Here is a 25,095-nt window from a genome sequence, read left to right on the forward strand (position 1 = left end):
GGCAGAGGTGTTCGCGGGGTGGTTTTCAGCCGGCGGGCAGTGCCTCGGCATCGGGCGGCGCGTTGTGCTGCACGGGACGCACGGGCGGCATCACGTCGGCGGGAGCGCCGTCGGCCACGATGCGCCCATCGCGCAGCACGATCACGCGATCGGCCGCCTGCAAGGCGGAGGAGCGGTGAATCGCCATGAACACGGTGGTGCCGCCTTCCTTCAGCGCATGCAGCGTGCGCAGGAGCGCCTGCTCGCCCTGGTCGTCGAGGTTCGCGTTGGGCTCGTCGAGCAGCACGAGGGGCGGGCGGCCGTAGACCGCGCGCGCGAGGCCGATGCGCTGGCGCTGGCCGCCCGACATCAGGCGGCCCGCTTCGCCGATCGGCGTGTCGTAGCCGCGCGGAAAGCGCAGGATCATGTCGTGCAGGCCGGCCATGCGCGCCGCTTCGATCACCTTTTCCGAGTCGACCTTCGCAAAGCGCGCGATGTTCTCCGCGATCGTGCCTTCGAGCAGTTCGATGTCCTGCGGCAGATAGCCGATGTGCGGCCCGAGCTCCGGGCGGTCCCAGCCGGAGATCGGCAGGCCGTCCAGCAGGACTTCGCCGGCCACCTTCGGCCAGATGCCGACGATCACGCGTTCGAGCGTCGACTTGCCCGAGCCGGAAGGCCCGACCACCGCGACGATCTGGCCGGCGGGCACGTGCAGGTCGATCTCCTTCAGGATCGGATCGGCGCGGCCCTCGGCCATCGCGAACACGTTCTTCAGCGTGATCTCGCCGTTGGGGGCGACGCGCTTCAGGCTCGGGTCGCGCTCGGGGAATTGCTGCAGGAGCTTTTCCAGGCGCAGGAAGGCCGCGCGCACGTTCACGAACGCGCGCCACACGCCCACGAGCAGGTCGAGCGGCGCGAGCGCGCGCGAAGAGAGCACGTTGGCCGCCACCATCGAGCCGGGTGTGAGCTCGCCGCTGATCACGAGGAGGGCGCCCAGGCCGAGCGAGAACGACTGCTGGCTGTAACGCATGAACTTGCTGATTGCCTGCACCCGGTTGGCGACCGACTGCGCGTCGCCGCTTCGGCCGAGATACGTGGTCTGCAGGCGGCGCCAGCGCGCGCGCAGGCCGTCGATCATGCCCATCGCCTCGATCACCTCGGCGTTGCGCAGCTTGTTCTGGATGAAGACCTGCGCGTCGGTCTGCGCGTCCTGCGACGCTTCCGTGAGCCGCGCCGTGCTGCGGTGGCCCCACCACACCATCGCGCACTGCAGGATCGCGAAGCCGAGCGACAGGTAGCCGAGCGCCGGGTGCATCATGAAGAGCACGGCCAGGTAGATCGGCGTCCAGGGCGCATCGAGGAAGGCGAAGATGCCCTGCCCCGTGAGGAACTGGCGAATCTGCAGCAGATCGGTCGCCGCGCGCGAGGGCCCGGCGGAGGACTGCGCGAGGTACGACTCGAAGCTCGCGTTGAAGATGCGCGTGGACAGTTGCTGGTCGAACCGCACGCCGGCGTACACGAGCACGCGCGTGCGCATCCACTCCGAAGTGCAAAGCGCCCCGAACAGGAAGAGCGTGATCAGCGACACGGAAAAGAGCGTGAGCTCGCTGCGCGACACCATCACGCGGTCGTACACCTGCAGCATGTAGACGGTGGGCACGAGCATCAGCAGGTTCGCGATGAAGCTGAAGACGATCACGACCGCGAATGGGCCGCGAAAGCCCCAGAGGGCGGAGGCGAGTTCGCTGCGGCGAAAGAAGGTGGGGGGTTGCATCGGCAGTCCAGTCGGTTCGGTTTCAGCGGCGGGCGGTGACGAGCTTCGGAGGCGGCGCGCCGGGGCCGGGACGCTGCCCCTGCTGGCCCTGCTGCGCCTGCAGCGCGGCCTTGGCGAGCGCGGCCATCACTTCCTCGCGCGCGCCGAACACCTGCTGCTGGCCGTCGCGCAGCACGAGCATCTTGTCGGCCACGGGCAGGATGCTCGTGCGGTGCGTCATCAGCACGAACGTGGTGCCCCGCGCCTTGCGTTCGCGCACGGCCTGCACGAGCGCCGCGTCCCCCGCCTCGTCGAGGCTCGAATTCGGCTCGTCGAGAACGACGAAGGCCGGCTCGCCGTAGAGCGCGCGGGCAAGGCCCACCCGCTGGCGCTGGCCGCCCGAGAGCATGTCGCCGTCGCCGCCCACGGGGGTGTCGTAGCCTTGCGGCAGCTCGGCGATGAACTCGTGCAGGCCCACCGCGTTGGCCGCGGCTTCGACCTTGTGCATCTCCACTTCGCCGAAGCGGGCGATGTTCTCCGCGATGGTGCCGTCGAAGAGCTCCACTTCCTGCGGCAGGTAGCCGACGTTCGGCCCGAGCTCGCTCTTGTCCCAGCCGAACACGTCCACGCCCTCGAGGCGGACCTTGCCGCCGGCCGTGGGCCACAGGCCCGTGAGCACGCGCGCGAGCGTCGTCTTGCCCGACGCCGACGGCCCGACGACGGCGAGCACCTCGCCGGGCTTCAGCGCGAATGCGATGCCGCGCAGGATGGGCGCGGGCGTGCCGGGCGCGCCGGCGACCACGCCTTCCACCTGCACCGAGCCGCGCGGAGCCGGCAGCGGCATCGAAGGCGCCTTCGGCGGCACGGTGTTCAGCACTTCGTCGAGGCGCGCCCAGGCGTCGCGGAAGTTCACGACCGTGCGCCACTGGGCGATGATCTGCGACAGCGGCGCGAGCACGCGCCCGCCCAGGATGGACGACACGATCATCTGGCCTCCGCTCGTTTGCGAGTGGCCCTCCAGCACCAGGTAGGCGGCCAGGCCGAGGAGGCCCGAGCTCAGGTTGAGCTGGATGAAGTGCGTGATGGCCTGGAAGGCGCCCGCGCGCTCGGAGGCCACGGCCTGCAGCGAGAGGAACTCGCGCTGCTTCGTCATCCAGCGCTCGTGGATGTCGCGCTGCATGCCCATGGCTTCCACCACCTGGGCGTTGCGCAGCACGCCGTCGGAATACTGGTTGGCGGCGAAGGCCGAGCGGTTGGCCGAGGTGAGCGGCGGGTGCGTGAAGCGTTCGTTGAGCCAGCCCACGACAAGCTGCACGCTGCCCGCGACGAGCGCGACCGCGCCGAGCACGGGGTGGATCGAGGCCACGAGCGCGAGAAAGAGGATCGACACGGGCACCGTCATCACGGCGGCCACGGCGGGGCTGGAGAGGAACTCGCGCACGGTGCGAAAGTCGCCCACCGTCTGGTGCGTGCCTCCGGGCTGTCGCCGCAGGTTGGCGGTGAACATCGCCATGAACACGCGGTCGCCGAGCCTGTGGTCGAGCTCGTGGCCCGCCGCCTGCATCACCTGCCCGCGCGCCCACTCGAGCGTTTCCATGACCGCGTAGGCCCACAGAACGAGCAGCGTGAGCATGACGAGCGTGTAGTGGTTGCGGCTGTTCACGACGCGGTCGTACACCTCCAGCATGTAGCCGCTCGGCGCGAGCACGAGAATCGATGCGATGAGGCCGAAGAGGGCGGCGCGCTTGAAGTACGGTGCGAGCCCGAACACGGCCTCGCGCAGTTCCCGGCGAGGCGGATTGATGGGATTGGGGGTCATGCCTGCTCCACTTGCACGTATTCCGGGAAAGCCCCGCGGCGCTGCGGCTTCGAGCGCGGGGGAAGAGTTTGCTCCGCCTCGCCGGGGGCGAAGCGGAAGGTGAGTTCGAACTGTCCGCCCGCGCCGCGCGCGAGCGCGATCTCGGTGAGCTTCCTGTCGTGGAAGTCGAGCTGCGCGAGCGCCGCGGCACTCGCGCGAAAACGCATGCGCCCGTCCAGCGTGTAGAGCGACATCTCCTGGCCGCGCAGGCTGAGCGTGTGGCGGTCGAAGTAGACGGGGCTGTTATCGGCAAAGCGCATGAGGGGCAGCGGCTTGCCCTGCAGCTTCTGCACATTGAAGGGACTCGCGGGCTCCTGGAACACCGCGCGGGCCGTGCGCGAGACCGAGTAGATGGCGTTGCAGATCATCTGCGAGCCCACCGCCGGGAAGCGCTCGCGCAGCGACTTGTAGGCCATGTGGTGCAGCGTCACGCGGTTCCAGATGCGCGTCTGCTGCACGAGCGGCGCGAGCGCGTTGCACACCTCGGCGAACGCCTTCTGCAACGCCTGCAGCCGGGCCGCCTGCTCGGGCGAGACCTGCAACGGGATGCGCAGCGAAGTTTTCATATAGGAAGGATTATAGCTGAGTCCTATATGAAGTTTTCGAAGCCGTTCGTCCGAAGGGCTGGCGCATGGCGTGGCGCGCATCCTAGTCCTTTAGGACGCATACGTGTGTCTGATGCGTTCGCGCCCGGCAGGCGGCACGCTTGTCCTCGACGGCCGGGGCGTCCGGTTCCGGCGCGGCGCCGCGTGGATGCCGGCATGCGGTGCCGGCCCCGGCGGCCGCGAGCGACCAAGGAGATGCGCACATGCAACCCGACGGATGGCAGCCTCTCTCGATGGGCCAGTCGAGCCTGTGGTTCCAGTACCGGCTGCAGGCCGCAGGGCAGGCCGCGCACAACAGCGTCTTTTGCGTGCGCACCCATGGGCGGCTCGACTCGGCGCGCCTCGCGCGCGCGCTGCGCGAGCTGCTCGCGCGGCACCCGATGCTCGCTGCCGAGTTCGCCGAAGTCGACGGGCAACCGGTCCAGCGCATCCGTCCGGATGCCGCGCCCCGGATCGAGCGGATCGACGCGCGCCGCTTCGGCGCGGCGCGGCTGGCCGACGCCTTGCGAGCTGCGTCGCGCAAGCCCTTCGACCTTCGCTGCCCGCCGCTCATGCGCGCCGTGATCCACGACCTCGGCGACGAAGAAGCCGTGCTGCTGCTGGCATTCGATCACATCGTGTGCGACGGCTGGTCGTTCTGGCTGGCGCTCGAAGACCTCGGCAAGCGGCTCGCCGCGCCCGCCGACGGGGACGCCGCCGAGCCGTCCGCGCAACGCAGCGCCCTCTACTTCGACTACGTCGCGGCGCAGCGGCACGCCATGGAGAGCGCGGCCGGCGAGCGCCACTGGGACTTCTGGCGCCGGCAGCTCGATCCCCTGCCCACACTCGAGCTGCCTTTCGATCGCCCGCGTCCGGCCACCCCGCGCTTTCGCGGCGGCATGTCGTCCTTCACGCTCGAGGCAGCGCTCACGGCGAAAGTCAAGGCGCTCGCGAGCGCGACGGCGGGCTCGGTGTACTCGACGCTGCTTGCCGCGTTTCAGGTGCTGCTTCACCGCCACACCGGCCAGGACGGGATCGTGATCGGCACGGCCATGCCGGCGCGCGGCAACGGCGCGTTCGACCGCGTCGTCGGCCACTTCATGAATCCGGTCGTGCTGCGCACCGATCTTTCGCAGGGCCCATCGGTGCGCACGGCGCTGCGCCGCGCGAGGGACACGGCGCTGCTCGCGCTGAAGCATCAGGACTTCCCGTTCGCCGCGATCGTGCAGCGGATGGGAGTGGCCCGCGAGCCCGGGCGGCATCCGATGTTCCAGGCGATGTACCTCTTCCAGAACGCGCGTCACGGCCGCGAGCTCGCCGCGCTCGTGGACGCGGAGGAAGGTGCGCCGCCCGTGCGCTGGGGCGGGCTCGATCTCACGCCCTTCGCGCTCAACGACAGCGAGGGCCTGTTCGATCTGACGCTGGAGGTGATCGACCTCGGCGAGCGCATCCGCGGCGCGTTCAAGTACGACGCCGACCTGTTCGACGCGAAGACGATCGAGCGCATGGCCGGGCACTTCCAGACGCTCGTCGCCGGGATGGTGGAGCACCCCGACGCCGACGTCGACCGCCTGCCGCTGATGAACCCTGCCGAGCGCGAACAGCTGCTCGTGACTTTCAACGACACCGCGGCCCGCTTCCCGCAAGGGCTGTGCGTGCACGAATTGTTCGAGGAGCAGGCAACGAGGACGCCGTCGGCAGCCGCGGTGACGTTCGAAGGCTGCACGCTCACTTACGCCGAACTCGACGCGCGCGCGAACCGGCTCGCGCACCAGTTGCGGAGCCTGGGCGTGCAACCCGACACGCGCGTGGCGCTGTGCATCGAGCGTTCGCTCGACATGGTGATCGGCCTGCTGGCGGTCCTGAAGGCGGGAGGCGGGTACGTTCCGATCGATCCGGCCTATCCGACCGAGCGCATCGACTACATGCTGCAGGACGCGGCGCCGAAAGTGTTGCTCACCTCGAGGCGCATGCAAGCCGCGCTGCCCGAAACGTCCGCGCCACGCCTGTACCTGGACGAAGCGGATCGATTCCTGAGCGGCCGGCGCTCGGACCGGATACCTCCCGAGCGCATCGGGCTCACGCCGAGACACCTCGCCTATGTGATCTACACGTCCGGCTCCACGGGCCAGCCCAAGGGCGTGATGCTGGAACACGCGAACGTGACCAACCTGATCCACGGCCACGCCGCGCTGTGCGGCCTCACGGCGGCCGACCGCGTGCTGCAGTTCGCGTCCTTCAGTTTCGACAACTCGGTGGCCGAGATCTTTCCGGCACTCGCGACCGGCGCGCAGCTCGTGCTCAGGCCCGCGCACCTCGTGGCACCCGACGCGGCCTTCATCGACTTCCTGGACACGCACGGCGTCACCGTCACCGACTTGCCCACCGCCTTCTGGCATCAGTGGGCGCAGGAAGTCGGCGAAGGCCGCAGCCGCCCCGGCGCGTCCGTGCGCCTCGTGCTCGCGGGCGGCGAAAAGGCCGAGCTGCGCCACCTGAAGGACTGGTTCGCCGGCTGCGGGCCGCATTGCCGCTGGATCAATACCTACGGCCCGACGGAGGCGACCGTGAACGCATCCGTCGTCGCGGTCGATGCCGAGGCCGCGCGCACGATGACGGAGATACCCATCGGACGCCCTGTTGCCAATGCGTGCCTGCGCGTTCTCGACGCGCACGGCCAGTTGCTGCCGGTCGGCGCGGTGGGCGAGATCCACATCGGCGGCGCGGGTGTCGCGCGGGGTTACCTGAACCGGGAGGCGCTCACCGCCAAACGCTTCATCGCCGACCCCTTCGGCACGCAGCCCGGCGCGCGCCTGTACAAGACCGGCGACCTCGGCCGGTGGCTTCCCGACGGCAACATGCAGTACGTCGGGCGCAGCGACTTCCAGGTCAAGCTGCGCGGCTTTCGCATCGAGCTCGGAGAAATCGAGAACGCGCTCGCGCAGCATCCGTGCGTGCGCGAGGCGCTCGTGATGGCCCGCGAAGATGCGCCCGGCGACAAGCGCCTCGTCGCGTACGTCGTGCCGCGCGAAGCGGGGCGCCTCGACGACGGCGAGCTGCGCGGCCACGCGAGAGCCAAGCTTCCGCAATACATGATCCCGGCCGCGTTCGTGACACTCGACGCATTGCCCGTGACTCCCAACGGCAAGGTCGACCGGCGTGCCCTCCCCGCACCCGAGAAGTCCCGTGCGGATGCCGCTTTCATGGCACCGCGCACGCCGGCGGAAGAGGCGATGGCGGCGATCTGGTCGAAGGTGCTTCGCATCGACCGCGTGAGCGTTCACGACAACTTCTTCGACCTGGGCGGCCATTCGCTGATGGCGCTGCAACTGGCCGCGCAGGTGCGCCGCGACCTCGGCGTCGAACTGCCGCTATCGGTCCTCTTCAGTCGCCCGACATTGGGTGAGCTCGCAAGCGCGGTGAGCGAATGCGAGACGCCGCCGCAGCGCTGCCTGATCCCGCTCGCGCGAAGGGGTGACGGCCCACCGCTCGTCCTGGTGCATCCGAGCGGGGGCAATGCGCTTTGCTACGCGGACTTGGCGGGTGCGATCGGCGACGCGCGGCCGGTCTACGCGCTGCAGGCCGTAGGCCTCGATGGAATGCACGAACCCCTCGCCACCGTGGAGGAGATGGCCGGGAGGTACCTGCGCGAACTGCGCGAGCTGCAGCCGAGGGGCCCCTACCTTGTGGCGGGCTGGTCGTTCGGCGGACTCGTGGCCTACGAAATGGCGCACCGGCTGCTCTCGGCAAACGAGACGGTCGCCTTCCTCGGTCTCCTCGACAGCCGCGCGCCCGCGGCCGACGACGACGTCGCGCAGGACGACATCGGGCTCCTCGCCGCTCACTTCGAGGGCCTGATCGGATTCGACCTCGCCGCCCTGCGAGCCATGCCGCGCGCGGAGGCGATGCGCATCTTCACGCGGCGCGCGCAGGAGCTCGGCCAGCTGCCTGCGCAAGCCGATCCGGAAATCGTCGAATGCATGCTGCGCGTTGCCAGGTCGAATCACGCGGCGATCCGCGCATACGCGCCGCCGCGCTATCGAGGCGACGTGACGCTCTTCGCCGCGGCCCCCAAGGCGACTTCGGACGCCGCCGATGCGACGCTTGGCTGGTCGGAGCTCGTGGAAGGCAAGCTCGTGGTGCATCGCCTGCAGGCACGCCATCACGAGATGGTCCATCGGCCGCACGTCGAGCCGCTCGCGGCGCTCTTGCGCGCGGCGCTTGCGGATCGCGGTGAGGCGGCCGCCGCGTCCGTGCGCCCGGCTCACGCATCTCTCGCGTTGCCTGCCTGATCGGGCGGCGGGGTTCAGGCCATCGCGCCCGGCCGGCCGGCGCAGCGATCCCTCTCAGCGCGCCTGGGCTTGCTTCGTCTGCAGGATGGTCCTGGCCCAGGTCTGCGACTTCAGGTACCTGTCGTGGTACTTCACGAAGATTTCTTCGCCTTCGCGCAGGTCGCGTAGCGCCACGAGTTTCACGCAGGCGGCGCTCGGCTCGCGCAGGAAGTAGGCGTTGATCGCCGCGTCGTCGAAATTGTGATTGGCAAGCTGCACGACGTCGTCGCGATCCGGAATCAGCACGAAACCGGGCGACAGGGTGAACACGTGAGAAAAGCTCCTGACGAAGAAGAAGCAGGCAAAGAGCGAGCGCTTTCTGCCCTTCACGGTGCTGATGACTTCGTCCTTCCCGATGTCGCGGCGGCAGAAGAGGCCATTGCCCGCATCGGGAAGCGTCGATCGGCGCTGGACGGTGCGATCGGTCACCCGGGGCTGAATCGCGCCCGGCTCCGCATCGAAGCGAAAAAAGAGCGTGGGCAGCGCCGCGGCGATCCTCTGGGTGACAGTGAAGGCCTTGAAGACGAAATCCGCATCCATGTCGCGCTCCTTCCGTTCGTGACCGAAGTTCACAGGAAAGCGGCCCGCGAGCAAAGCTATACGGACGTATGGAGCCTGTTCGGGAGGCCAGCTAGAGCGGTGGATGCGCGAGCGCCGGATCGGCAAGTGCGATGAAGTACGGATTCAGCATGGGCCGATCGAGGCCGTAGCGCATCGCCTGGCCACCCGCGTCCCGCACCGCGCCGCCCGCGCATTCGAGCACGGCTTGCGCCGCCGCCGTGTCCCACTGGCTGGTCGGGCCATGGCGCGGATAGACATCGGCCGCGCCTTCGGCGAGGCGACAGAACTTGAGCGAACTGCCCGCCGGCACGAACTCGTGCGCCGTGCCCAGCCGCTTCAGCCACGCATCGAGTTCGGGCCCCGCATGCGAGCGGCTGCCGATCACGCGCAGCGGCCGGCCGGCCGGACAGGACGCCGTCTTCAGCGGCACCCTGGGCGACGAGGCTGCTTCCTTCCAGGCACCGACACCGCGCGCCGCGGCGAACATCTCATCCAGCGCCGGCACGTACACGACACCGGCCACCGGCTCGCCCCCATGGATCAGCGCGATGTTCACGGTAAATTCGTCGTTGCGCTTCAGGAACTCCTTCGTGCCGTCCAGCGGGTCCACCAGGAAGAACGTGGCGGCGCCGCCCGCGGGCGGCGTGCCTGCCGATTCCTCGGAGAGCACGTAGATGCCGGGAAAGCCGCTCTCGAGCCGCTCGCGGATCACGGCGTCGGCGCGCAGGTCCGCTTCGGTGAGAGGCGACGCATCGTCCTTGGACCACGACGCGATGTCGCGGGCATAGACGTCCATGATCTCGCGGCCGGCGGCGCGGGCGATGTCGCACAGCAAGTCGAGCTGCCGGGTGTCGAGTCGCATGGCTTTCAGGGATAGAGCGCCTTGCAGCGCGCGAGGTCGTGTCCGGTGGGAAAGAGCGGCAGCGTCGCGGGATCGGCGCGCGGGCAATCGGCCGCGAGCGTCATCACGTCGTTGCAGGCCGACGAATGCGTGAGGCCGATGGCATGGCCGAATTCGTGCACCAGCACCTTCTTGAGCAGGCGCGGATACCGGTGGAATTCTTCCCGGCCCGAGCTGAAGGCGATGTCTCGCTCGACGAGCACGCCGCGCGCGGCCGGACCGACCGTGATCCCGCGTGCGCCGCGCGGCAGGACGTCGCGCCAGCCGACCACGTTGCGGCCGTCCATGCGCATGGGCGCGCGGTCGGTCTCGCCCTCGTACTGCATCTTCACGCCGCACACTTCCCACTTGCGCGCGGCCTCCTGCACCCAGGCACGTGCTTCGTCGTCGCCGAGCCACGCCGGATGATTCGCGCCGTTGTAGTACCAGTGATAGACGCGGTCGGGCCACACGCCCGGCGAGCGCTTCTCGAGCCCCGCGCCGTATTCGTCCGGCTGCGCGGACGCCGCCGACAGCAGGCACGACAGCGCTGCCGCGCCCAGCGCAGCGAGCAGTGCGAATCGACCGCGCATCGTCCTACTCCCCCCGGGCCTTGCGCATGAGGTTGCGCGCGACGACGCCCGCATTGAGCCGTTCGATCCCGGCGCGCGGGTCCCAGCCCGCGCGCTCGGCCTGCTGCTCCAGCAGGCGATGGAAGCCCGCGAGGCCATCGCCCGCGAGCGTCACGCCAACGCCCTGCTCCTCGCCGACACTGAAGACGACGCGAGCGCCTTGGTCCTGTTTGCGCAGCTTCACGCTCTCCACCATGGTCGCACTGGGCTGCGGCGGCAACGGCTTGGGCGCGCTCTTCTTCGGCGGCTCCGTGGCCGCCTCGTCCTTCGGCACGAGCTTCAATGCGGCCATCTCGTGCATCATGCCGATCCACTGCCGCCGCGTGAGCCAGAAGATGCGCGTGCTGCCGTCGCCGTATTCCAGCGACAGCAGCATGCGGTCTTCCTTCGGATCGTATTTCGCCTGCACACCCATGCCGGAACGATACACCACCCGCGCATGATGCCCCTCGGCAAAGCCGGCACTCAGGCCACGATGTTCTGGAAGGCGAGCGTCGACAGGTCCGTGTCGCCGACCAGCTTCACCACGAGGTCGGCGTCGCCGCTGCCGTAGTTCACGGCCACGAGCAAGTCCCCGCCCACGACTTCGGCGAAGTACGTGACCGTGGCGTTCAGCGCCGCGGCCGCGTGCGTCATGAAGTCGGTGAACGTGATCGCGCCCGCGCCTTCCGCGTAGTTGGCGGCCGACCCGGCGGCAAGGCCGAACGAAAGCTTGTCGCCCGCGCCCGCCGCGCCGCCCGCGAAGCCGACGATGCTGTCCACCGCGTCCGCCGTCTTGCCGCTGTCGCCCGCGTGCGTGACCACGGTGTCGATGCCGCCCTGGCTCACGTCGATCGTATCGACGCCCGCGCCGCCCGCGATCGCGTTGCTGCCCGACGTGCCGCCGAGCGTGTCGTTCCCCGCGCCGCCGGTCACGTGCGCGGCACCTTCGTCGACCCAGCCGAGGTCGAGGTCCACCGCGTGGCCATAGCCGCTGAAGTCGATGTCACCCACCGTGACGGTGCCGCCCGTCGCGATCGCGAGGAAGGATGTGTTCACGTCTTCCGCCGTAGTGTGGGCCTCGCCGTCCAGCACCATGTGGCCTTCGCCCGCGACGGTGATGTTGCCGATCACGACGTCGCCGCCGGCCGCGTTCAGCGCCATCGCGACTTCGTCGGCGTTGCCCGTGCCTTGCAGGTCGAACGACACGTCGCCGAGCGTGAGCGTCTCTTCGTTGCTGCCGAGCGTGGCGGAAAGGTGGATGCTTCCCAGGTTCACGAGCGACACGTCGCCGAGCGTCATGGGGCCCGCGTCGGCGCTCGCCTCCGCCTGCAGCCGCAGCGCGATCGAAGCGCCGTCGCCCGCATCGAGCGAGACGTCGCCGAACTGCACGCCGCCCACGGTCTCGCCGCCGCCGAAAGACGCCGTGGCCGAAAGCGTTCCGGAGCCCGCGAGATCGATATCGATGTCGCCCATCGTGACCGCGCCGAGCGCGCCGATCACGCCCAGCCACATGCGGTCGTTCACGCCTTGCGCGCCATCGATGTGCCAGCCGCCGACGTCCACGGAGCCGACCTGCTCGGCGCCGAGGAAGACCGTGTACTCGAACGTGGACGAGGCGGCGGCCTGCACGTCGAGCGCGCCGATCGTCACGTCGCCGAGCTGCACGCCGGCCGAGGCCGAAACGCCGAGCTGCAGATGCGCCGATTCACCGAGCGTCACGCCGATGTCGCCGAGCGAGAAGTCGCCGACCGCCGCATCGGTGGTGAGTCCGGCGACCGTGAACTGCCAGACCGCGAGCGCGCTCGTTTCCTCCTCGAACGTGAGGTCGCCCACGGAGATGTCGCCGACGTCGCCCGACGCATCGGACTTCTGCAGCGTCATGTGGATGGTTGCCGTCGCGCTCTCGCCGATCAGCACCTCGACGTCCCCGAGCGTGAAGTCGCCCAGGTCGCCGCTCGCATGGTTCACCACCGACACGTGCGCCTGCACCTGCGAGCCGGGGCCGTCGCCCGCTTCGAGCGCGAGGCCGCCGATGTTCACGCTCCCCATCGCCTCGAAGGAGCCGGAGTCCGCCACCGCGAGCTGGATGTCCGCATGGCTTCCCGCCGAGAGCGCGACGTTGCCGACCGAGAAGGCGCCGGCCGTGGCCGCCGTGGCGCCGATGTCGCGCACGACGGCGAGGTTGATGTGGGATCCGCCGGAGAGGTCGTGCGTCGCGGTGGCGCTCACCGCCACGGAGATGTCGCCCACGGTGAAATCGCCACCCGTGAACGAAGCGCTCCCGCTCACCTGCGCCGTCTGCGAGATCGCGAGGTCGACGCCGGAACCATCGCCGAGCACCACCGTGACGTCGCCGACCAGGAAGTCGCCCAGGCTCGCGGCCGTATCGTCGTCCGTCGCGGCGAGTGTTTCTCGCAGCGCGCCCACGATGCCGGCGTCGTGCGCCCCGTCGATGGTGATGCCGGCCACCGAATAGTCACCGAGCTGCGCGCCGCCCGCGAGCAGCAGGTCGAACTGCGCGAGCAGCGCATCGCCCGCGTCGATGCCGAAGTCGCCCATCCCGAATCCGGCGACCGCGCCGACCTGCGCGAGCACGACCGCCTGATCGCCCGCCCGCAAGTCGACGGCCCCCACGTCCACCGAGCCTTCGGCGGAGGCGTGCAGCGCCACGGTGCCGCCGCCCACAGCGCGCAGGTTCAGGTCGCCGGCGGAGACGTCGTCGCCCGTGAGATGCAGTTGCGCCGTGCCGGCGGCACCGGCATTGAGGTCGACGTCGCCCACGCCCACGTCGCCGTCGGCGGTGAACGACACCGAGAGGACGGACGCCGCGTCTCCCGCGGCCACGATCGTGCCCGCGAGGATCGCGCCCGAGATGTCGCGCACGTCGAACGCGAGCGTCGCGTGGCTGCCCACGGAGAAGACGCCGTCCGCGAGCGTGACCGAACCGTCCACGCCGTGCAGGTCGAGCGTGACGTGCGCGCCTTCGCCCGCGCTGATGGAGAGGCTGTCGGCCACGAGCGAGCCGCCGATGGCGTCGATCTCGATCGCGAGCACGGCATCGTCGCCGGCAGCAATGGAGAGCGCCCCGAGCGCGAGGTCGCCGCCGATGTCGGAGAAGGTGAGCGACACGGAAGCGGTGTCGCCGAGGGCGAGGTTCAAGTCGCCGAAGGTCACGTCGTGCGCGCCGCTCGCGGTGAGCTGCAGGCTCGCGCCGTCGGCGATCGTGCCTTGCAGGTTGCCCTCTTCATCCGTGACGAAGCTGCTGTGCCCGCCTTCCTGCGAGTGGACGAGCTTCGCCAGGAGGCCCGAGCCGTAGTGCGCCTCGACGGTGCCGATCACGGCGTCGATGCCGATGCCGATGCCGCTTGCGAGGTGGTCCAGTTTCAGGTGCGCGCCGTTCGTGCCGCCGTGTTCGCGCACGTCGCCGATGCCGCTCCAGTCGGCGGCATCGAACGTGACGTTGCCCGCGACGTCGGACGTGATGAAGATCGACTCGAGCCCGCTCGCGGCCGCATCGGGCGCCTTGCCGGCTTCCACGATCTGCAGGTAGAGGTTCGTGTTGCCGTTGCCGTGGATCGAGTCGCCCTGCGTGTACGTGCTCTGCGCGGTGGACTGGTCCGCGTTGCCGTCGACCACGCCGTGCACGTTCACGGCGTTCGTCCCCGGGATCTGCAGCGTGTCGTGGTTGGGCGTGAGGTCGGGGCCGGTCGCGAACTGGTCGTCGAGCGCATCCTCGGCCGCCGCGACGCTCGCGGGGTCCGCGGTGACTGCGGCGAGTATGTCGTGCATCTGCGCGAGGCTGGCGCCGGCGCCAATGTCGAAGAAATATTCGGACACCGCCGCCTTGTTCAGCATGATGGCCTTGGCATCGAGATACTGCTGCGGCAGGCCGCTCGACGGAAGCGAGTGGAGCAAGGACCAGAGCGTGTAGGCGACGGTGCCGCGCGAGGCCCCGGCATCGAGCACCGCGACGACCCAGCCGTGCACCAGCGCGTCGTTCTCGAGCCCGATCGGGGCGAGAAACGTCGTGGCGAAGTCTTCCGGCGATTGGTCGGGCGGATACTGCAGCACGACGGGGGCGATTCCCATCAGGATCTGCGCGAGTGTCGGCAGGCTGTCGCCGACCAGTTCGTACACCGATTCGACGGTGGCTTCGATGCCGGCGCTCGGCGCGAGGTCGAGCGTCAGTGCGACGAGTTCGAGAATTTCGCTGCGCTCGTTTGCTGTGACGGCCATGGACTGCTTTCGTGAATATGGATGAGTACAAACCCCGGCCGGGGCCGGGGTCCTGATTGTTCACGAGATTCTCGTGACGCCGCACGGCGTCGCCGGGCGTTTACACGACGAAGTTCTGGAACTGTAGCGTCGTCGCATCGTGCACTCCCGCAAGGACGACGACCAGGTCCGCTTCACCGCTGCCGTAGTTGACCGCGACGTAGGTGTCGGTGCCATTGTCCTGCACGAAATATTTCACGGTCGTGTCGAGCGCGTCGTCCGCATTGGCCACGAACTCCGCGAGCGTGCCGAAATCGGCGTCGCGCTCGACATAGTTGCCCGCGCTGCCCGCCGCGAGGTTGAAGTCCAGCTTGTCGGCATCCGCGCCCGACAGCGCGCCGGAGACGACCGTGCCGGCCGTGAAGCCCGCGATCGTGTCGAGATGTCCCGTCGTATGGCCGCTGTCGCCCTTGCCGAAGACGAGCGTGTCCTTGCCGCCTTGCGAGATGTCGATCGCATCGAGCCCCCTGCCCGCGGCGATGACGTTGTCGCCCGCGTTGCCCGCGACGGTATCGTCGCCGGAGCCGCCCGTGATGCGCGCGGCGCCCGAATCGGTCCACGAGAGGTCGATGCTCGCATCGCCCTCGTAGCCGCTGAAGTCGACGTTGCCGATGGTCACGTTGCCCGCGGCGATCACGCTGAGCACCGACGTATTCGCATCGGCGGTGTCCGACGCGTGGAAGCTGAAGTGGCCCTTGCCACTCACGGTGAGGTCGCCCATCGTCACGTCACCGTGGACCGAGTTCAGGCCGATCCACACTTCGTCGCTCGCGGCCGTGCCCGCGACGTCGAGGGCGATGTCGCCCACGATCACGTCGTCGTTGTGCGAGGCGCCGTCGTTGGTGACGTGCATTTGCACGAAGGCGCCGACTTCGACGTGCGCCGTGCCGGACGTGAGGCCCGTGTCCGCCACGGAGAGCTCGATGTCGCCGATCGTGAGATCGCCCGCGCTGTGGCCCGCCTGCGCTTGAAAGCGCAGCTGCGCGCTCGCGCCGTCGTCCGCATCGACCGTGACGTTGCCGACGGCGATGCCGCCGATGTCGTGGCCCGCCGTGACGTTCAGACCCGCGTGGTCGACGACCGCGCCGGAGGCGAGAGCGAAGTCCACGTCGCCCAGCTCCACCGAGCCGAGCGAGCCGGTGCTTGCGAGCAGCGCGATCCACGCATTGGCGACGCCGCCGTCGTCCAGCGCGATGTCCCAGTCGCCCGCGTGCAGGTCGCCCACGCCATGCTGGGCGTCGACGTCGATCGAATACGAGAGGAACCCACCCTTGCCGACCGATGCGTCCACGTCGCCCGCGCTCACGCCGCCGACGTCGGGCGCCGTGAAGTTCGGGCTGAAGCGCGCGGTGGCCGTGCCGGTGAGCGTCGCGTCGAAATCGCCGACATTCACGTCGCCGATCGCGTGCGCCACGAGGCTGAAGATGTCGAAGGTCGCCGTCGAGCCCTTCTCGCCTTCGACGCGGAGATGGCCGATCGAGAAGTCGCCGACCGTGGCGCCCGCGGTATGGTTCGGCAAGGCGAAGCCGATCACACCCTGCGCCGTCGCGGCGAGCGAAATCGACTGGTCGCCGAGCGAGATGTCGCCGTAGTGGCCCGCGCCGCCGCGATGATCGAGCACGACGAGGAACGAGCCGCTCGACTTTTCGCCGAGAAAGAGGCTTTCGCCTTGGATCGACACATCGCCGAAGTCGCCCGCGCCGCCATTCGCAATGTCGACGACTCCGCCCGCGCTCGCAAGGTCCCCGCCCACCGCGAGCGACAGCTCGCCGAGGCTCACGTTCCCCATCTCTTCGCACGAGCCGGTGACGGCGATGTCGAGCGCCACGCTCGAGCGGTCGGCGGCGCGAAGGTCCACGTCGCCCACGGTGAAGTCGCCGCCCTCCGCGCCCCCGAAGTGGCTGTGCTCGCGAAGGAGCAGCACCGACACGGACGATCCGCCGGCAAGGTCCTGGCTCGTCGTCGCACTCGCCGCGATGCTCACGTTGCCCACTTCGAAATCGCCTTCGGTGTCGGTCGTCGCGCCGTCGAAATGGCTCTCGGAGATGACTTCGAAGAGGAGCGAGCTGTTGTCGCCCTGGACCGCCTCGACGTCGCCGACCGTCATGTCGCCGATCGCGCTCGCCGAGTTCGTGCTGACGGCACCTTGCTCGAGCAGGAGCGTCGCGTGCGCATCCTGCTTCTGCTGAAGGCTCAGGTCGCCGAACGTCATGGAGCCGACTTCGGCGGCATGGCTGCCCGCCAGCAACGCCTGGTAGGAGACGCCCGAACCTTCGCCGCCCGCGATGGAAGCATCGCCGAACCGCGCGTTGCCCACGACCCCGCCCACGCCCTGCACCGAGTTGCCGACGATCGCCGCGAGCCTGGAGAAGTCTCCGCCTTGCAGCGTCGCGTCGCCGAAGGTGGCATTGCCGGCGGATTCGTTGCCGACGGCAGCCACGATGAGCGTGCCGCCGGCGGCGCCTTCCTGCGTGCCGCTCAGGAAGCTGTCGCCCACGCCGAGATGCAGGTCGCCCGCTTCGAAGTCACCGATCGTGGCGCCGGTCGCCTTGCCCGCATACAGCACTTCGGCGAAGGCAGTGACATCGTTCGCGGCGTCGAGCGCATCGCCCACCGATGCCGAGACGTTGCCCACGCTCATCTCGCCCGCGGCGAGTCCCGTGTTGCTGGTGGTGGGCGCGCCCACGGCTTCGTTCACGGCGACCACCGTGGCGCTCGCGGCGTCGCCCGCCGAGGCGGCCAGGTTGCCGAGCGTCATCGCGCCGACGTTCGCCGCGATATGCGACACCGAGAACGTCGCGACCGCGTGGTCGCCGCCCGCGGCGGTGACGGCCCCCGCGCGCACGGTGCCGAGCAACCTCGAGCTCGTCGCGCTGCCCGAGGCGAGGCCGTCGCTGCCGGCCGCGACCGAGAGGTTGCCCAGGTCGAGGTCCATGCCCGCGACGAGCGTCAGCGTGGCCTGGCCGCTCTCGCCCGCCGTCGCCGAGACGTCGCCGAGCGTGATGTCCTCGATGACGTCGTGGATCGAAACGCTCGCCGTCGCGTTGGCACCGGCCGTCGCGCCGACCTTGCCGCCCGACACCGTGGTGATGTTCGACAGCGAGGCCGTGACGCTGGCGTCGTCGCCGGCGGAAGCGAGGAAGTCCCCGAGGTCGAACTCGCCGCCGATCGCATCGGCCTGGAGGCTCACAACGGACGTATCGCCCGCCGTCGCGGAAACGTCGCCGAGGCTCACGTTGCCGTCGACGGACTGGAAGACGGCCTGCACGAGGTGCGCGCCGTCGCCCGCGGACAGGTGCACGTCGCCCGCCGTCACGTCCTGCGCGTGCGCGATGGCGAGGCTGACGGTGGCATCGTCGAGCGCGCCGAGCGTGACCGCGCCGAGGGAAACAGGGCCGCCGATGCGCGTGACGCCCACCGTCACGTCCGACGCATCGCCGGCCACGACGGTGAGCGCGCCCGCATCGAGGCTCGCGGCCGAGTCGTAGCGCGCGGTGACGGTCGCGGAGTCGCCAGCGTGGATCGCCACGTTGCCGGCAACGGCATCGCCGCCGACGGAGGCGAGGATGAAGTCCACCGACGAGGAATCGCTCGCGGCAAGTGTCACGTCGCCGAGGTGCGCCGAGCCCGTCACGTGCTGGGCGCTGAACTTCACGTCCGAATCGCCACCGGCCTCGATGTCGGCGTTGCCGACCGCCAGGTCACCGTCCACGCCGTTCACGCGAAGCTCGAGCGCGCTGCTCTCGCCCGCGTCGAACGCGATGTCGCCGAGCGTGAGGTCGCCCGGCACGTCGAAGTTCGCGGAGAAGCCGTCGCTGCCGGCGCCGTGCACGGTGATGTCGCCGAGCGCGATGCCGCTCGTGTTCGAAATCGAGCCCGACATGCCGGCCGCAAGCGCAATCTGCACTTCACCGTTGACTGCGACATGGGCCGAGCCGCCCGCGCCGCCTTCGTCGCCGTTGTGCAGTCGGGCCAGCAAGTGCTTCGAGCCGAGGAGGTAGTCGGCCGAAATCGAGCCGGTCACCCCCGCGATGCCGATGTCGGTCGCGGCCTGCAGGTTCTTCACGAACACGTCCAGGCCGTCGACGCCGTCTTCGAGGCGCACGCTGCCCACGCCCGTCCAGCCGCCGCCCTGGAAATTCACGGAGCCTTCCGTGCCCGCCGTGATGTGGATCGCATGCACGTTCTCCACCCGTGCGAAGGCCGCGTTGCCGCCTTCGATGACGGTCAGGAAGAGATCGGTGTGGCCGTTGCCCGTCACCTTGTCGCCGCCGCTGTAGGTGCTGTGCGAGACGTTGCCGTCGGCGTCCGCGTCCACCACCCCCGTGACGTTGCTCTGAGCGGTGCCGAGAATCCTGATCGTGTCGGCCGCCGTGGTGAGCTGCGGCCCGGCGGCGGTGTGGGCATTGATGGCCGCGAGCGCGGCATCGACGCTCGCCGGGTCGGCGCCGACGTGGACGATCACGTCCTGCAGCGCGGCGAGGTCGGTGGCCGACTCGCCGAGGGTGATCGAGTAGTACTCGGCCACGTACGCGCGGTTCTGCAGCGCCGCCTGGGCGTCCACGTACTGCTGCGGAAGTCCGGGCGGCAGGTTGTGCAGCACCTGCCAGAGCACGAAGATCACGTCGGCCTTGGCGGCGCCGCCGTTGACCTGCGCCACCACGAAATCGTGCACCAGCGGGTCGTCCTGCAGGCCCAGGGGCGCCAGGAGCGTCTGGGCGAACTCCTCCGCGCTCTGGAAATTGGTGTTGACGGACTGGAAGAGCGCCGTGTTGCCGAGAAGGTCCGCGAGTACGTGCAGGTTGCGCCCCGAGGCTTCGTAGGCGGCCACGATGGCCTGCAGATAGGCCGCACCGGGCGCGGCGTCGAGCATGAGAACGACCAGCTCGACGATTTCGCTGCGTTCAGTGGCGGTGATGGCCAAAAGAGGCTCTCCTCGGGCGGGGCGTACACGGGGGGCGCGCGACAAGCGCGCCGGGGCGAACGGCGCTCGCCCGGAGAGTGGCAGTTTAGGGGGGGCCGGCGCAATCCGCGGTGATTGCGGTCACATCGGGCAGGCGCCGGCTGTGGCCTCTGCCCGGAGGGGAGAGGGCAGACGGCAGAGGGCGCGGCCCGCCCCCCTACGGCACGAAATTCTGGTAATGCAGGCTGGTGGCCGTCACCCCCATGAGCAGGATGACGGCGTCGGCCTCGCCGCTGCCGTAGTTGACCGCCACCCAGGTATTGCCGGACCCGTCGGACTCGGCGAAGTAGCGGACGGTGCTGTTCAACGCGTCATTCGCGTCCTGGATGAACTGCGCGATGCTCGGCGTCGGTCCGTAGGTGCCGTCGCCCACCACGAAATTGCCGGCCGTGCCCGCCACCAGACCGAAATCGAGCAGGTCGTAGGTGGAGCCCGCGAGCGCGCCGGACGCGACCCCGCCCGGGTCGAACCCCGAGACCACGTCCACGTCGGCCCCGCTCGTGCTGTGGTTGTCGCCCGTGTCGCCCTGGCGGGTCACGATCGTGTCGTGCCCGCCCGAATACAGGTAGATCACATCGGCGCCCTCGCCGCCCGTGATGGCGTTGTCCGAATGCGTGTCGTAGATCCTGTCGTCGAACGCGGTGGCGACAACGCTCGCCGCCCCCGTGTTGGCCCAGTGCAGGTCCAGGGTGACGGCCTGCTCGTAGCCGCTGAAGTCGACGTTGCCGATGCTGACCGCCACGTTGCCCGCCGTCGAATGCGCCGCGATGAACGATACGTTGTCGGAGGCCGTATGGCTGAAGCCGTCGAGGCGGAAGTCGCCCTCGCCGCTCACGACGATGTCGCCGATCACGACATTGCCCGCGCCGTTGTTCGCGATGGAGACCCACACTTCGTCGGAAGGTGCCGTGCCCTCGACGTCGATCACGATGTCGCCGATCGTGAGCGTGTCGCCGGCGTCCCCATCGAGCAGCGCGCGGAAGTGGATCGCCGCGCCGATGTCGCTCGAATAGGTGTTGACGAGCGCGGCCGACGACCCGGTCGGGGTTCCCGTCGGTGTGCCGGTCGATGTTCCGGTCGGCGTTCCGGTCGGCGTTCCCGTCGCCGACGTCGTGGTGTGGGTCGACTTCAGGCCGTTGTCGCGCGCGAAGAGATGGATGTCGCCGATCAGCATGTCGCCGGCCGAGCCCGCGAGCGCGGTGTCGAAATACTCCCACGTGACGAAAGCGCCGTCTTCAGCGGTGATTTCCACGTTGCCCGCGGTGAACCCGCCAACGTCGCCCGAGGAGGCCAGCACCCCGATGCCCGCGAAGCCGTTGGACATCGAGACGTTCGTCCCCACGAACGCGAATTCGCCCGCCTCGATGGAGAGGTCGCCGGCCGACATGTGCCCGATATCCCCGTGGAACGCCTGCACGGTCAGCGCGAGGAGCTGCATTTCCGCCGTCGTGCCCGCGACGATGTCCCAGTCGCCGATGGTCACGTTGCCGATGTCCTGGTCGGCCCCGACCTCCACGAAGTACTGGAGGGTCTTCGACGTGTCGTGGCCCTCCATCGTGATGTTCACGTCGCCCATCGAGATGTCGCCGACGCCGCCGTGAAGTGCCTGCACCGAGATGCTGTACGTGAGTCCGGCGTTCTCGCCGAGGTCGGCCGTGAAGTCCCCCGCCGAGAGGTCGCCGACGGACGCGGCCACCACGCCCACGCTCAACATGGAGAGATAGCTCGACTCGCCCAGCTCGACGTGCACGTTGCCGATCGCGAAATCGCCGACGTCCGCGTGCGCCGTGAGGGAGAAGACGCCCGCCGCGACGTCCAGCACCGAGGACTTGCCCGCGGAAAGCGTGAAGTCTCCGGCGTCGAAGTTGCCGACGTCACCGGCGATGCGATCCTTCGTCACGACCAGCGTGGCGTTCAGGTGCGAATGATCGCCCACCGAGAAATCGCCGCCGCCCAGCGTCACGTTGCCGATGTCGCCGCCGGCCGCGAAGTTGACGATGAACACCGTGGCGTCGAGCGCCGCGGCATCGTCGCCCGCGTCGATGCCCACCGTGCCGATGCTCACGTCGCCCAGGAGGTCGGCCTCGCCCTGGTCGTCGATGCGGATCGAGACGTTCGCGTCCGCGCCCGCGGCGAACGCCATCACGTCGCCCACGGTCATGCCGCCCGCATCGAAGCTGCCGAGGTTGTCGCAGGTCTTCGTGATATTGATGTGGATGGACGAGCCGCCCGCGAGGTCCTGCGTGGTGGTCGCGCTCACCGACACCGCGACGTTGCCGACCGCGAAGTCGCCGTCCTCCTTGTCGGTGATCGTGGTGAGCGACGCGAAGTGGCCCAGTTGCTGCACGAGGACGATGCCGGTCGAGTTGTCGCCCGCCTCGACGTGGATGTCGCCCACCGCGACTTCTCCGATCGTGCAGCCGCCGTTCGTCTGGTTCCACGCCGTCACCATGGCCTCCACCCACGAATCCTGCGCGACCGCGAGGTTCACGTCGCCCACCGCGACGCCGCCGTTGTCGTTGTCGGGGTTCATGCCGCCGCCGTAGTCGCGATTGAAGACCTGCAGCAGCGCGTGCGCGGACTCGCCCGCATCCATGGCCACGTCCCTCACCGTGACGAGGCCGGTCGAGCCGGCATCGGCCTGCTCGGAGGCACCGATCGCCGCCGAGATGCTCACGAAATCGCCGCCCTGGACGTCGACATCGCCCACGGTGAGGTCGCCCGCGTGCAGATGGCCGTGATCCTTCGCGTGGAAGGTGACTGTCGCCTCGTTGGTTTCCGTGCCGCTCGCGAAGCCGTCGCCGATGTCGATCGAGACGTTGCCGATCAGGACGTCGCCCGCGTCGCCGTTCCTGCCGACGTTCTCGATGTCGGCGAAGGCGTAGACGACGTTGTGTTCGCCCGTCACCTGCACGATCGAATGCGGCGGCGCGGGCGGCGGCGGGGCGGCGCCCGTCACGAGCGCGGTCGCGCTGCCCCCCGCGAGGTGGATGTCGCCCACGGTGATGCTGCCCGCGGAAGTGCCCGTGTTGCTCTCGGTCGTCGTCGCGGACGCGGAATTGGCGATGTCGAGCCGCACGTAGCTGTTGTCGGCATCGTTCGTGAGCGCGATGTTGCCCGCCACGATGTCGCCGACATTGAAGTCGCGATTGGCAATGTCGGCCGTGAGGCCGTCGGTGGAGGGCGCGGCCCCCGTGATCGCCATCTCGATGTTGCCCACGTGGATCGTGCCGAGCACCGCCTCGATGGTCACGGTGCCGCTCGTCGTCTCGTACGAATAGACCGGCCGGCCGTCGGCGTGAATGTGCAGATCGGCGCTGGTCGCCGCAACCATCGCGATGTTGCCGATCGTGTTCTCGGCATGCCCGTAGACGTTCAGGGTCGCGTAGCCGGTCTTCGCCGTGAGGTCGACGTTGCCGATTTCGGCGTTGCCGGAGCCGCCGCCGGACGTGCCCACCCAGGCATTCACGTCCTCGCCGAGCGCCGTCAGGTTGCCGATGCTCGTGCGCCCCTCGGCATGATCGTCGTCGTACGCGTTGGTCACGCCGAACTCGACCGGGCTCGCCTCGCCGCCTTGCAGGTCCACGTTGCCGATCGTGATCTCGCCCAGCGCGTGGGAGAACGCCACGTCGATGGAGCCGCTGCCGCCGTCGATGCCGATCGCGATGTCGCCCGCGTGTTCCTGCGTGAAGTTGTAGACCGTGAGGCCCACGCGCGAGCCGGTGAGCGCCTGGACGTCGACGTTGCCGACGGCGAGCGCGCCCGCGATGTCCTCCACGCCGAACCGGTAGAACAAGCCGATGCCGATCGAAGCGTCCGTGCCCGCGACCACGCCAATGTCGTGCATCGCGATGTCGCCGTCGATCGAGTTGGCCTGGACCGCCACATTGGCGTTGTCGCCCGCCATGACGTCGACGTTGCCCGCTGCGAGATCGCCGTCGATGTAGCTGAACATCACCGTCACGGTCGAATCGTCGCCGGCCTCCATCGCCACGGCGCCGGCCGACGCGTCCCCGTCGAGGTAGCGCACATCGAGGCCCGCGTAGGAATCGTCGCCCACCTGGACCGCCACGTCGCCCACGGTCACGTCGCTCGTGTCCTCGCCGAACGAGAGGCTCGCGAAGCCATCGTCGCCGAGATGCACGTCCACGTTGCCGACGTGGACGTCCCCCTGCGCCTGAGAGGCGTGGAACTCGAAATGGCTCGTGCCGCCCATCGTCGCGTCGATGCTCGCGACGTCGAGCGTGCCATCGCGAAAGTCGGCCCTGAAGTACGACTCGCCGCCCATCGCGAGCGAGATGCCGCCGTCGAGCGTGAAGCCGGAGTTGTCGTGGGAGATGTGAGCGGACACCTTGTCGGCGCCGACGATGTCGACGCCCGCGCCCGAAGTCGTGTGCAGGCGGATGCCGTCGCCTCCTTCGTCGCCGTTCGCGATGGCGGCGAAGAGGTCGCCATGGTCCGTCTGGTAGCTCGCGGACATCGTGCCCTTCACGTCCTTCACCTCGATGTCGGTGAGCGCCTTCAGGTGATCGACGAACACGATCTCGTCGTCGACGCCTGCGTCGAGGCTCACGAGACCGACGCCGCTCCAGCCGCCGGCATTCAGCGTCACGCCGGCGTGGCCGTCCAGCGTGGCGCTCGCATCGGTGCCGGCGATGACATTGACGAGCGAGACGTTCGTGAGGCGCTCGAAGCCGGCGTTGCCGTTCTCGACCACGAGCAAGTCGAGGTAGGTGTGGCCGTTGCCGTCGATGCGGTCGCCCGCGTTGAAGGTGGCGTTGGACGTGTCGCCATCGGCCGCGCCGTCCACGACGCCGTCGATCACCGTGGGCGTGGTGCCCTGGATGTGCAGGTTGTCGACGCCCGGGGTGAGTTCGGGGCCGGTGGCGACCATCTGGTCGATTGCCTGTTCGGCCGCGATCACGCTGGCATCGGTGGAGTCGACGTGGGCGATGATGTCGTTCAGCGTCGCGTAGTCGGTCGCGCGGCCGCCGATGGTCACCGAGTAGTACTCGGCCACTTCACCCTTGTTCAGGAGCGTCGCCTGCGCGTCCAGGTAGGCCTGCGGCGCGTTGGCCGGCACATTGAGAAGCGCGTTGAAGAGAAGGTACGTGATCGTCGCCTTGGTCTGCACCGGAACGAGCGACTCGATGATCGATATCACCGTTTCGTTGTCTTGCAGGCCGACCTCGGAAAGCAGTTTGTAGGCGAATTCGTCGGGCTGCTCGAAGTTGGGATGCAGCGTCTGGTACGCCAGCGTCGAGCCGAGCACGTTCGCCGTCTGCTGGAAGCTGTGGCCC

The 25,095-nt window shown here is 69.1% G+C and carries 11 protein-coding genes; 1 reads left to right on the plus strand and 10 read right to left on the minus strand.

The window, feature by feature from the left end; translation table 11 throughout:
• Nucleotides 1–25: 25 nt before the first annotated feature.
• The 3 genes from VHA82_RS20210 to VHA82_RS20220 are packed head-to-tail and all read right to left on the minus strand — an operon-like array spanning nt 26 to nt 4,156.
• Complete coding sequence (locus VHA82_RS20210) at nt 26–1,753, minus strand: type I secretion system permease/ATPase (RefSeq protein ID WP_325546967.1); 1,728 nt, start codon at nt 1,751–1,753, stop codon at nt 26–28.
• A 22-nt stretch (nt 1,754–1,775) separates the two neighbouring features.
• On the minus strand, nt 1,776–3,551 hold the full coding sequence (locus VHA82_RS20215) for a type I secretion system permease/ATPase (RefSeq protein ID WP_325546968.1): 1,776 nt from the start codon (nt 3,549–3,551) through the stop codon (nt 1,776–1,778).
• The gene (locus VHA82_RS20220) at nt 3,548–4,156 is read right to left on the minus strand and encodes a hypothetical protein (RefSeq protein WP_325546969.1); all 609 of its coding nucleotides are present in this window, start codon (nt 4,154–4,156) and stop codon (nt 3,548–3,550) included. Before VHA82_RS20220 ends, VHA82_RS20215 begins: the two co-directional genes overlap by 4 nt.
• Before the next feature lie 242 nt (nt 4,157–4,398).
• Between VHA82_RS20220 and VHA82_RS20225 the strand changes: the two genes are divergently transcribed.
• On the plus strand, nt 4,399–8,463 hold the full coding sequence (locus tag VHA82_RS20225) for an amino acid adenylation domain-containing protein (RefSeq protein WP_325546970.1): 4,065 nt from the start codon (nt 4,399–4,401) through the stop codon (nt 8,461–8,463).
• Between the two features lie 54 nt (nt 8,464–8,517).
• On the opposite strand, the gene VHA82_RS20230 is transcribed toward VHA82_RS20225, so the two are convergent.
• The 7 genes from VHA82_RS20230 to VHA82_RS20260 all read right to left on the minus strand — a co-directional run bounded on the left by VHA82_RS20230 (nt 8,518) and on the right by VHA82_RS20260 (nt 25,067).
• The gene (locus VHA82_RS20230; RefSeq protein WP_325546971.1) at nt 8,518–9,042 is read right to left on the minus strand and encodes an SET domain-containing protein; all 525 of its coding nucleotides are present in this window, start codon (nt 9,040–9,042) and stop codon (nt 8,518–8,520) included.
• A 91-nt stretch (nt 9,043–9,133) separates the two neighbouring features.
• Nucleotides 9,134–9,925 (minus strand): 3'(2'),5'-bisphosphate nucleotidase CysQ, encoded by a 792-nt coding sequence (gene cysQ / locus VHA82_RS20235; protein WP_325546972.1) that lies wholly within the window; start codon nt 9,923–9,925, stop codon nt 9,134–9,136.
• A gap of 5 nt (nt 9,926–9,930) precedes the next feature.
• Nucleotides 9,931–10,536: a matrixin family metalloprotease gene (locus tag VHA82_RS20240; protein WP_325546973.1), complete on the minus strand. Its 606-nt coding sequence runs from the start codon at nt 10,534–10,536 to the stop codon at nt 9,931–9,933.
• A gap of 4 nt (nt 10,537–10,540) precedes the next feature.
• Complete coding sequence (locus VHA82_RS20245; protein ID WP_325546974.1) at nt 10,541–11,008, minus strand: hypothetical protein; 468 nt, start codon at nt 11,006–11,008, stop codon at nt 10,541–10,543.
• 32 nt (nt 11,009–11,040) lie between these two features.
• Nucleotides 11,041–14,793: a hypothetical protein gene (locus VHA82_RS20250; protein WP_325546975.1), complete on the minus strand. Its 3,753-nt coding sequence runs from the start codon at nt 14,791–14,793 to the stop codon at nt 11,041–11,043.
• A 100-nt stretch (nt 14,794–14,893) separates the two neighbouring features.
• On the minus strand, nt 14,894–19,756 hold the full coding sequence (locus tag VHA82_RS20255; RefSeq protein ID WP_325546976.1) for a hypothetical protein: 4,863 nt from the start codon (nt 19,754–19,756) through the stop codon (nt 14,894–14,896).
• Between the two features lie 196 nt (nt 19,757–19,952).
• Complete coding sequence (locus VHA82_RS20260) at nt 19,953–25,067, minus strand: hypothetical protein (RefSeq protein ID WP_325546977.1); 5,115 nt, start codon at nt 25,065–25,067, stop codon at nt 19,953–19,955.
• Nucleotides 25,068–25,095: the final 28 nt, after the last annotated feature.

This window comes from Ramlibacter sp. (assembly GCF_035548915.1).
GTDB lineage: Bacteria > Pseudomonadota > Gammaproteobacteria > Burkholderiales > Burkholderiaceae_C > Ramlibacter.

What these genes read in the sequence shown, in the direction of transcription:
- VHA82_RS20230 (WP_325546971.1), bottom strand. Translation starts at nt 9,042, where the DNA reads ATGGATGCGGATTTCGTCTTCAAGGCCTTCACTGTCACCCAGAGGATC.
- VHA82_RS20215 (WP_325546968.1), bottom strand. Translation starts at nt 3,551, where the DNA reads ATGACCCCCAATCCCATCAATCCGCCTCGCCGGGAACTGCGCGAGGCC.
- VHA82_RS20220 (WP_325546969.1), bottom strand. Translation starts at nt 4,156, where the DNA reads ATGAAAACTTCGCTGCGCATCCCGTTGCAGGTCTCGCCCGAGCAGGCG.
- VHA82_RS20225 (WP_325546970.1), top strand. Translation starts at nt 4,399, where the DNA reads ATGCAACCCGACGGATGGCAGCCTCTCTCGATGGGCCAGTCGAGCCTG.
- VHA82_RS20210 (WP_325546967.1), bottom strand. Translation starts at nt 1,753, where the DNA reads ATGCAACCCCCCACCTTCTTTCGCCGCAGCGAACTCGCCTCCGCCCTC.
- VHA82_RS20240 (WP_325546973.1), bottom strand. Translation starts at nt 10,536, where the DNA reads ATGCGCGGTCGATTCGCACTGCTCGCTGCGCTGGGCGCGGCAGCGCTG.
- VHA82_RS20250 (WP_325546975.1), bottom strand. Translation starts at nt 14,793, where the DNA reads ATGGCCGTCACAGCAAACGAGCGCAGCGAAATTCTCGAACTCGTCGCA.
- cysQ (WP_325546972.1), bottom strand. Translation starts at nt 9,925, where the DNA reads ATGCGACTCGACACCCGGCAGCTCGACTTGCTGTGCGACATCGCCCGC.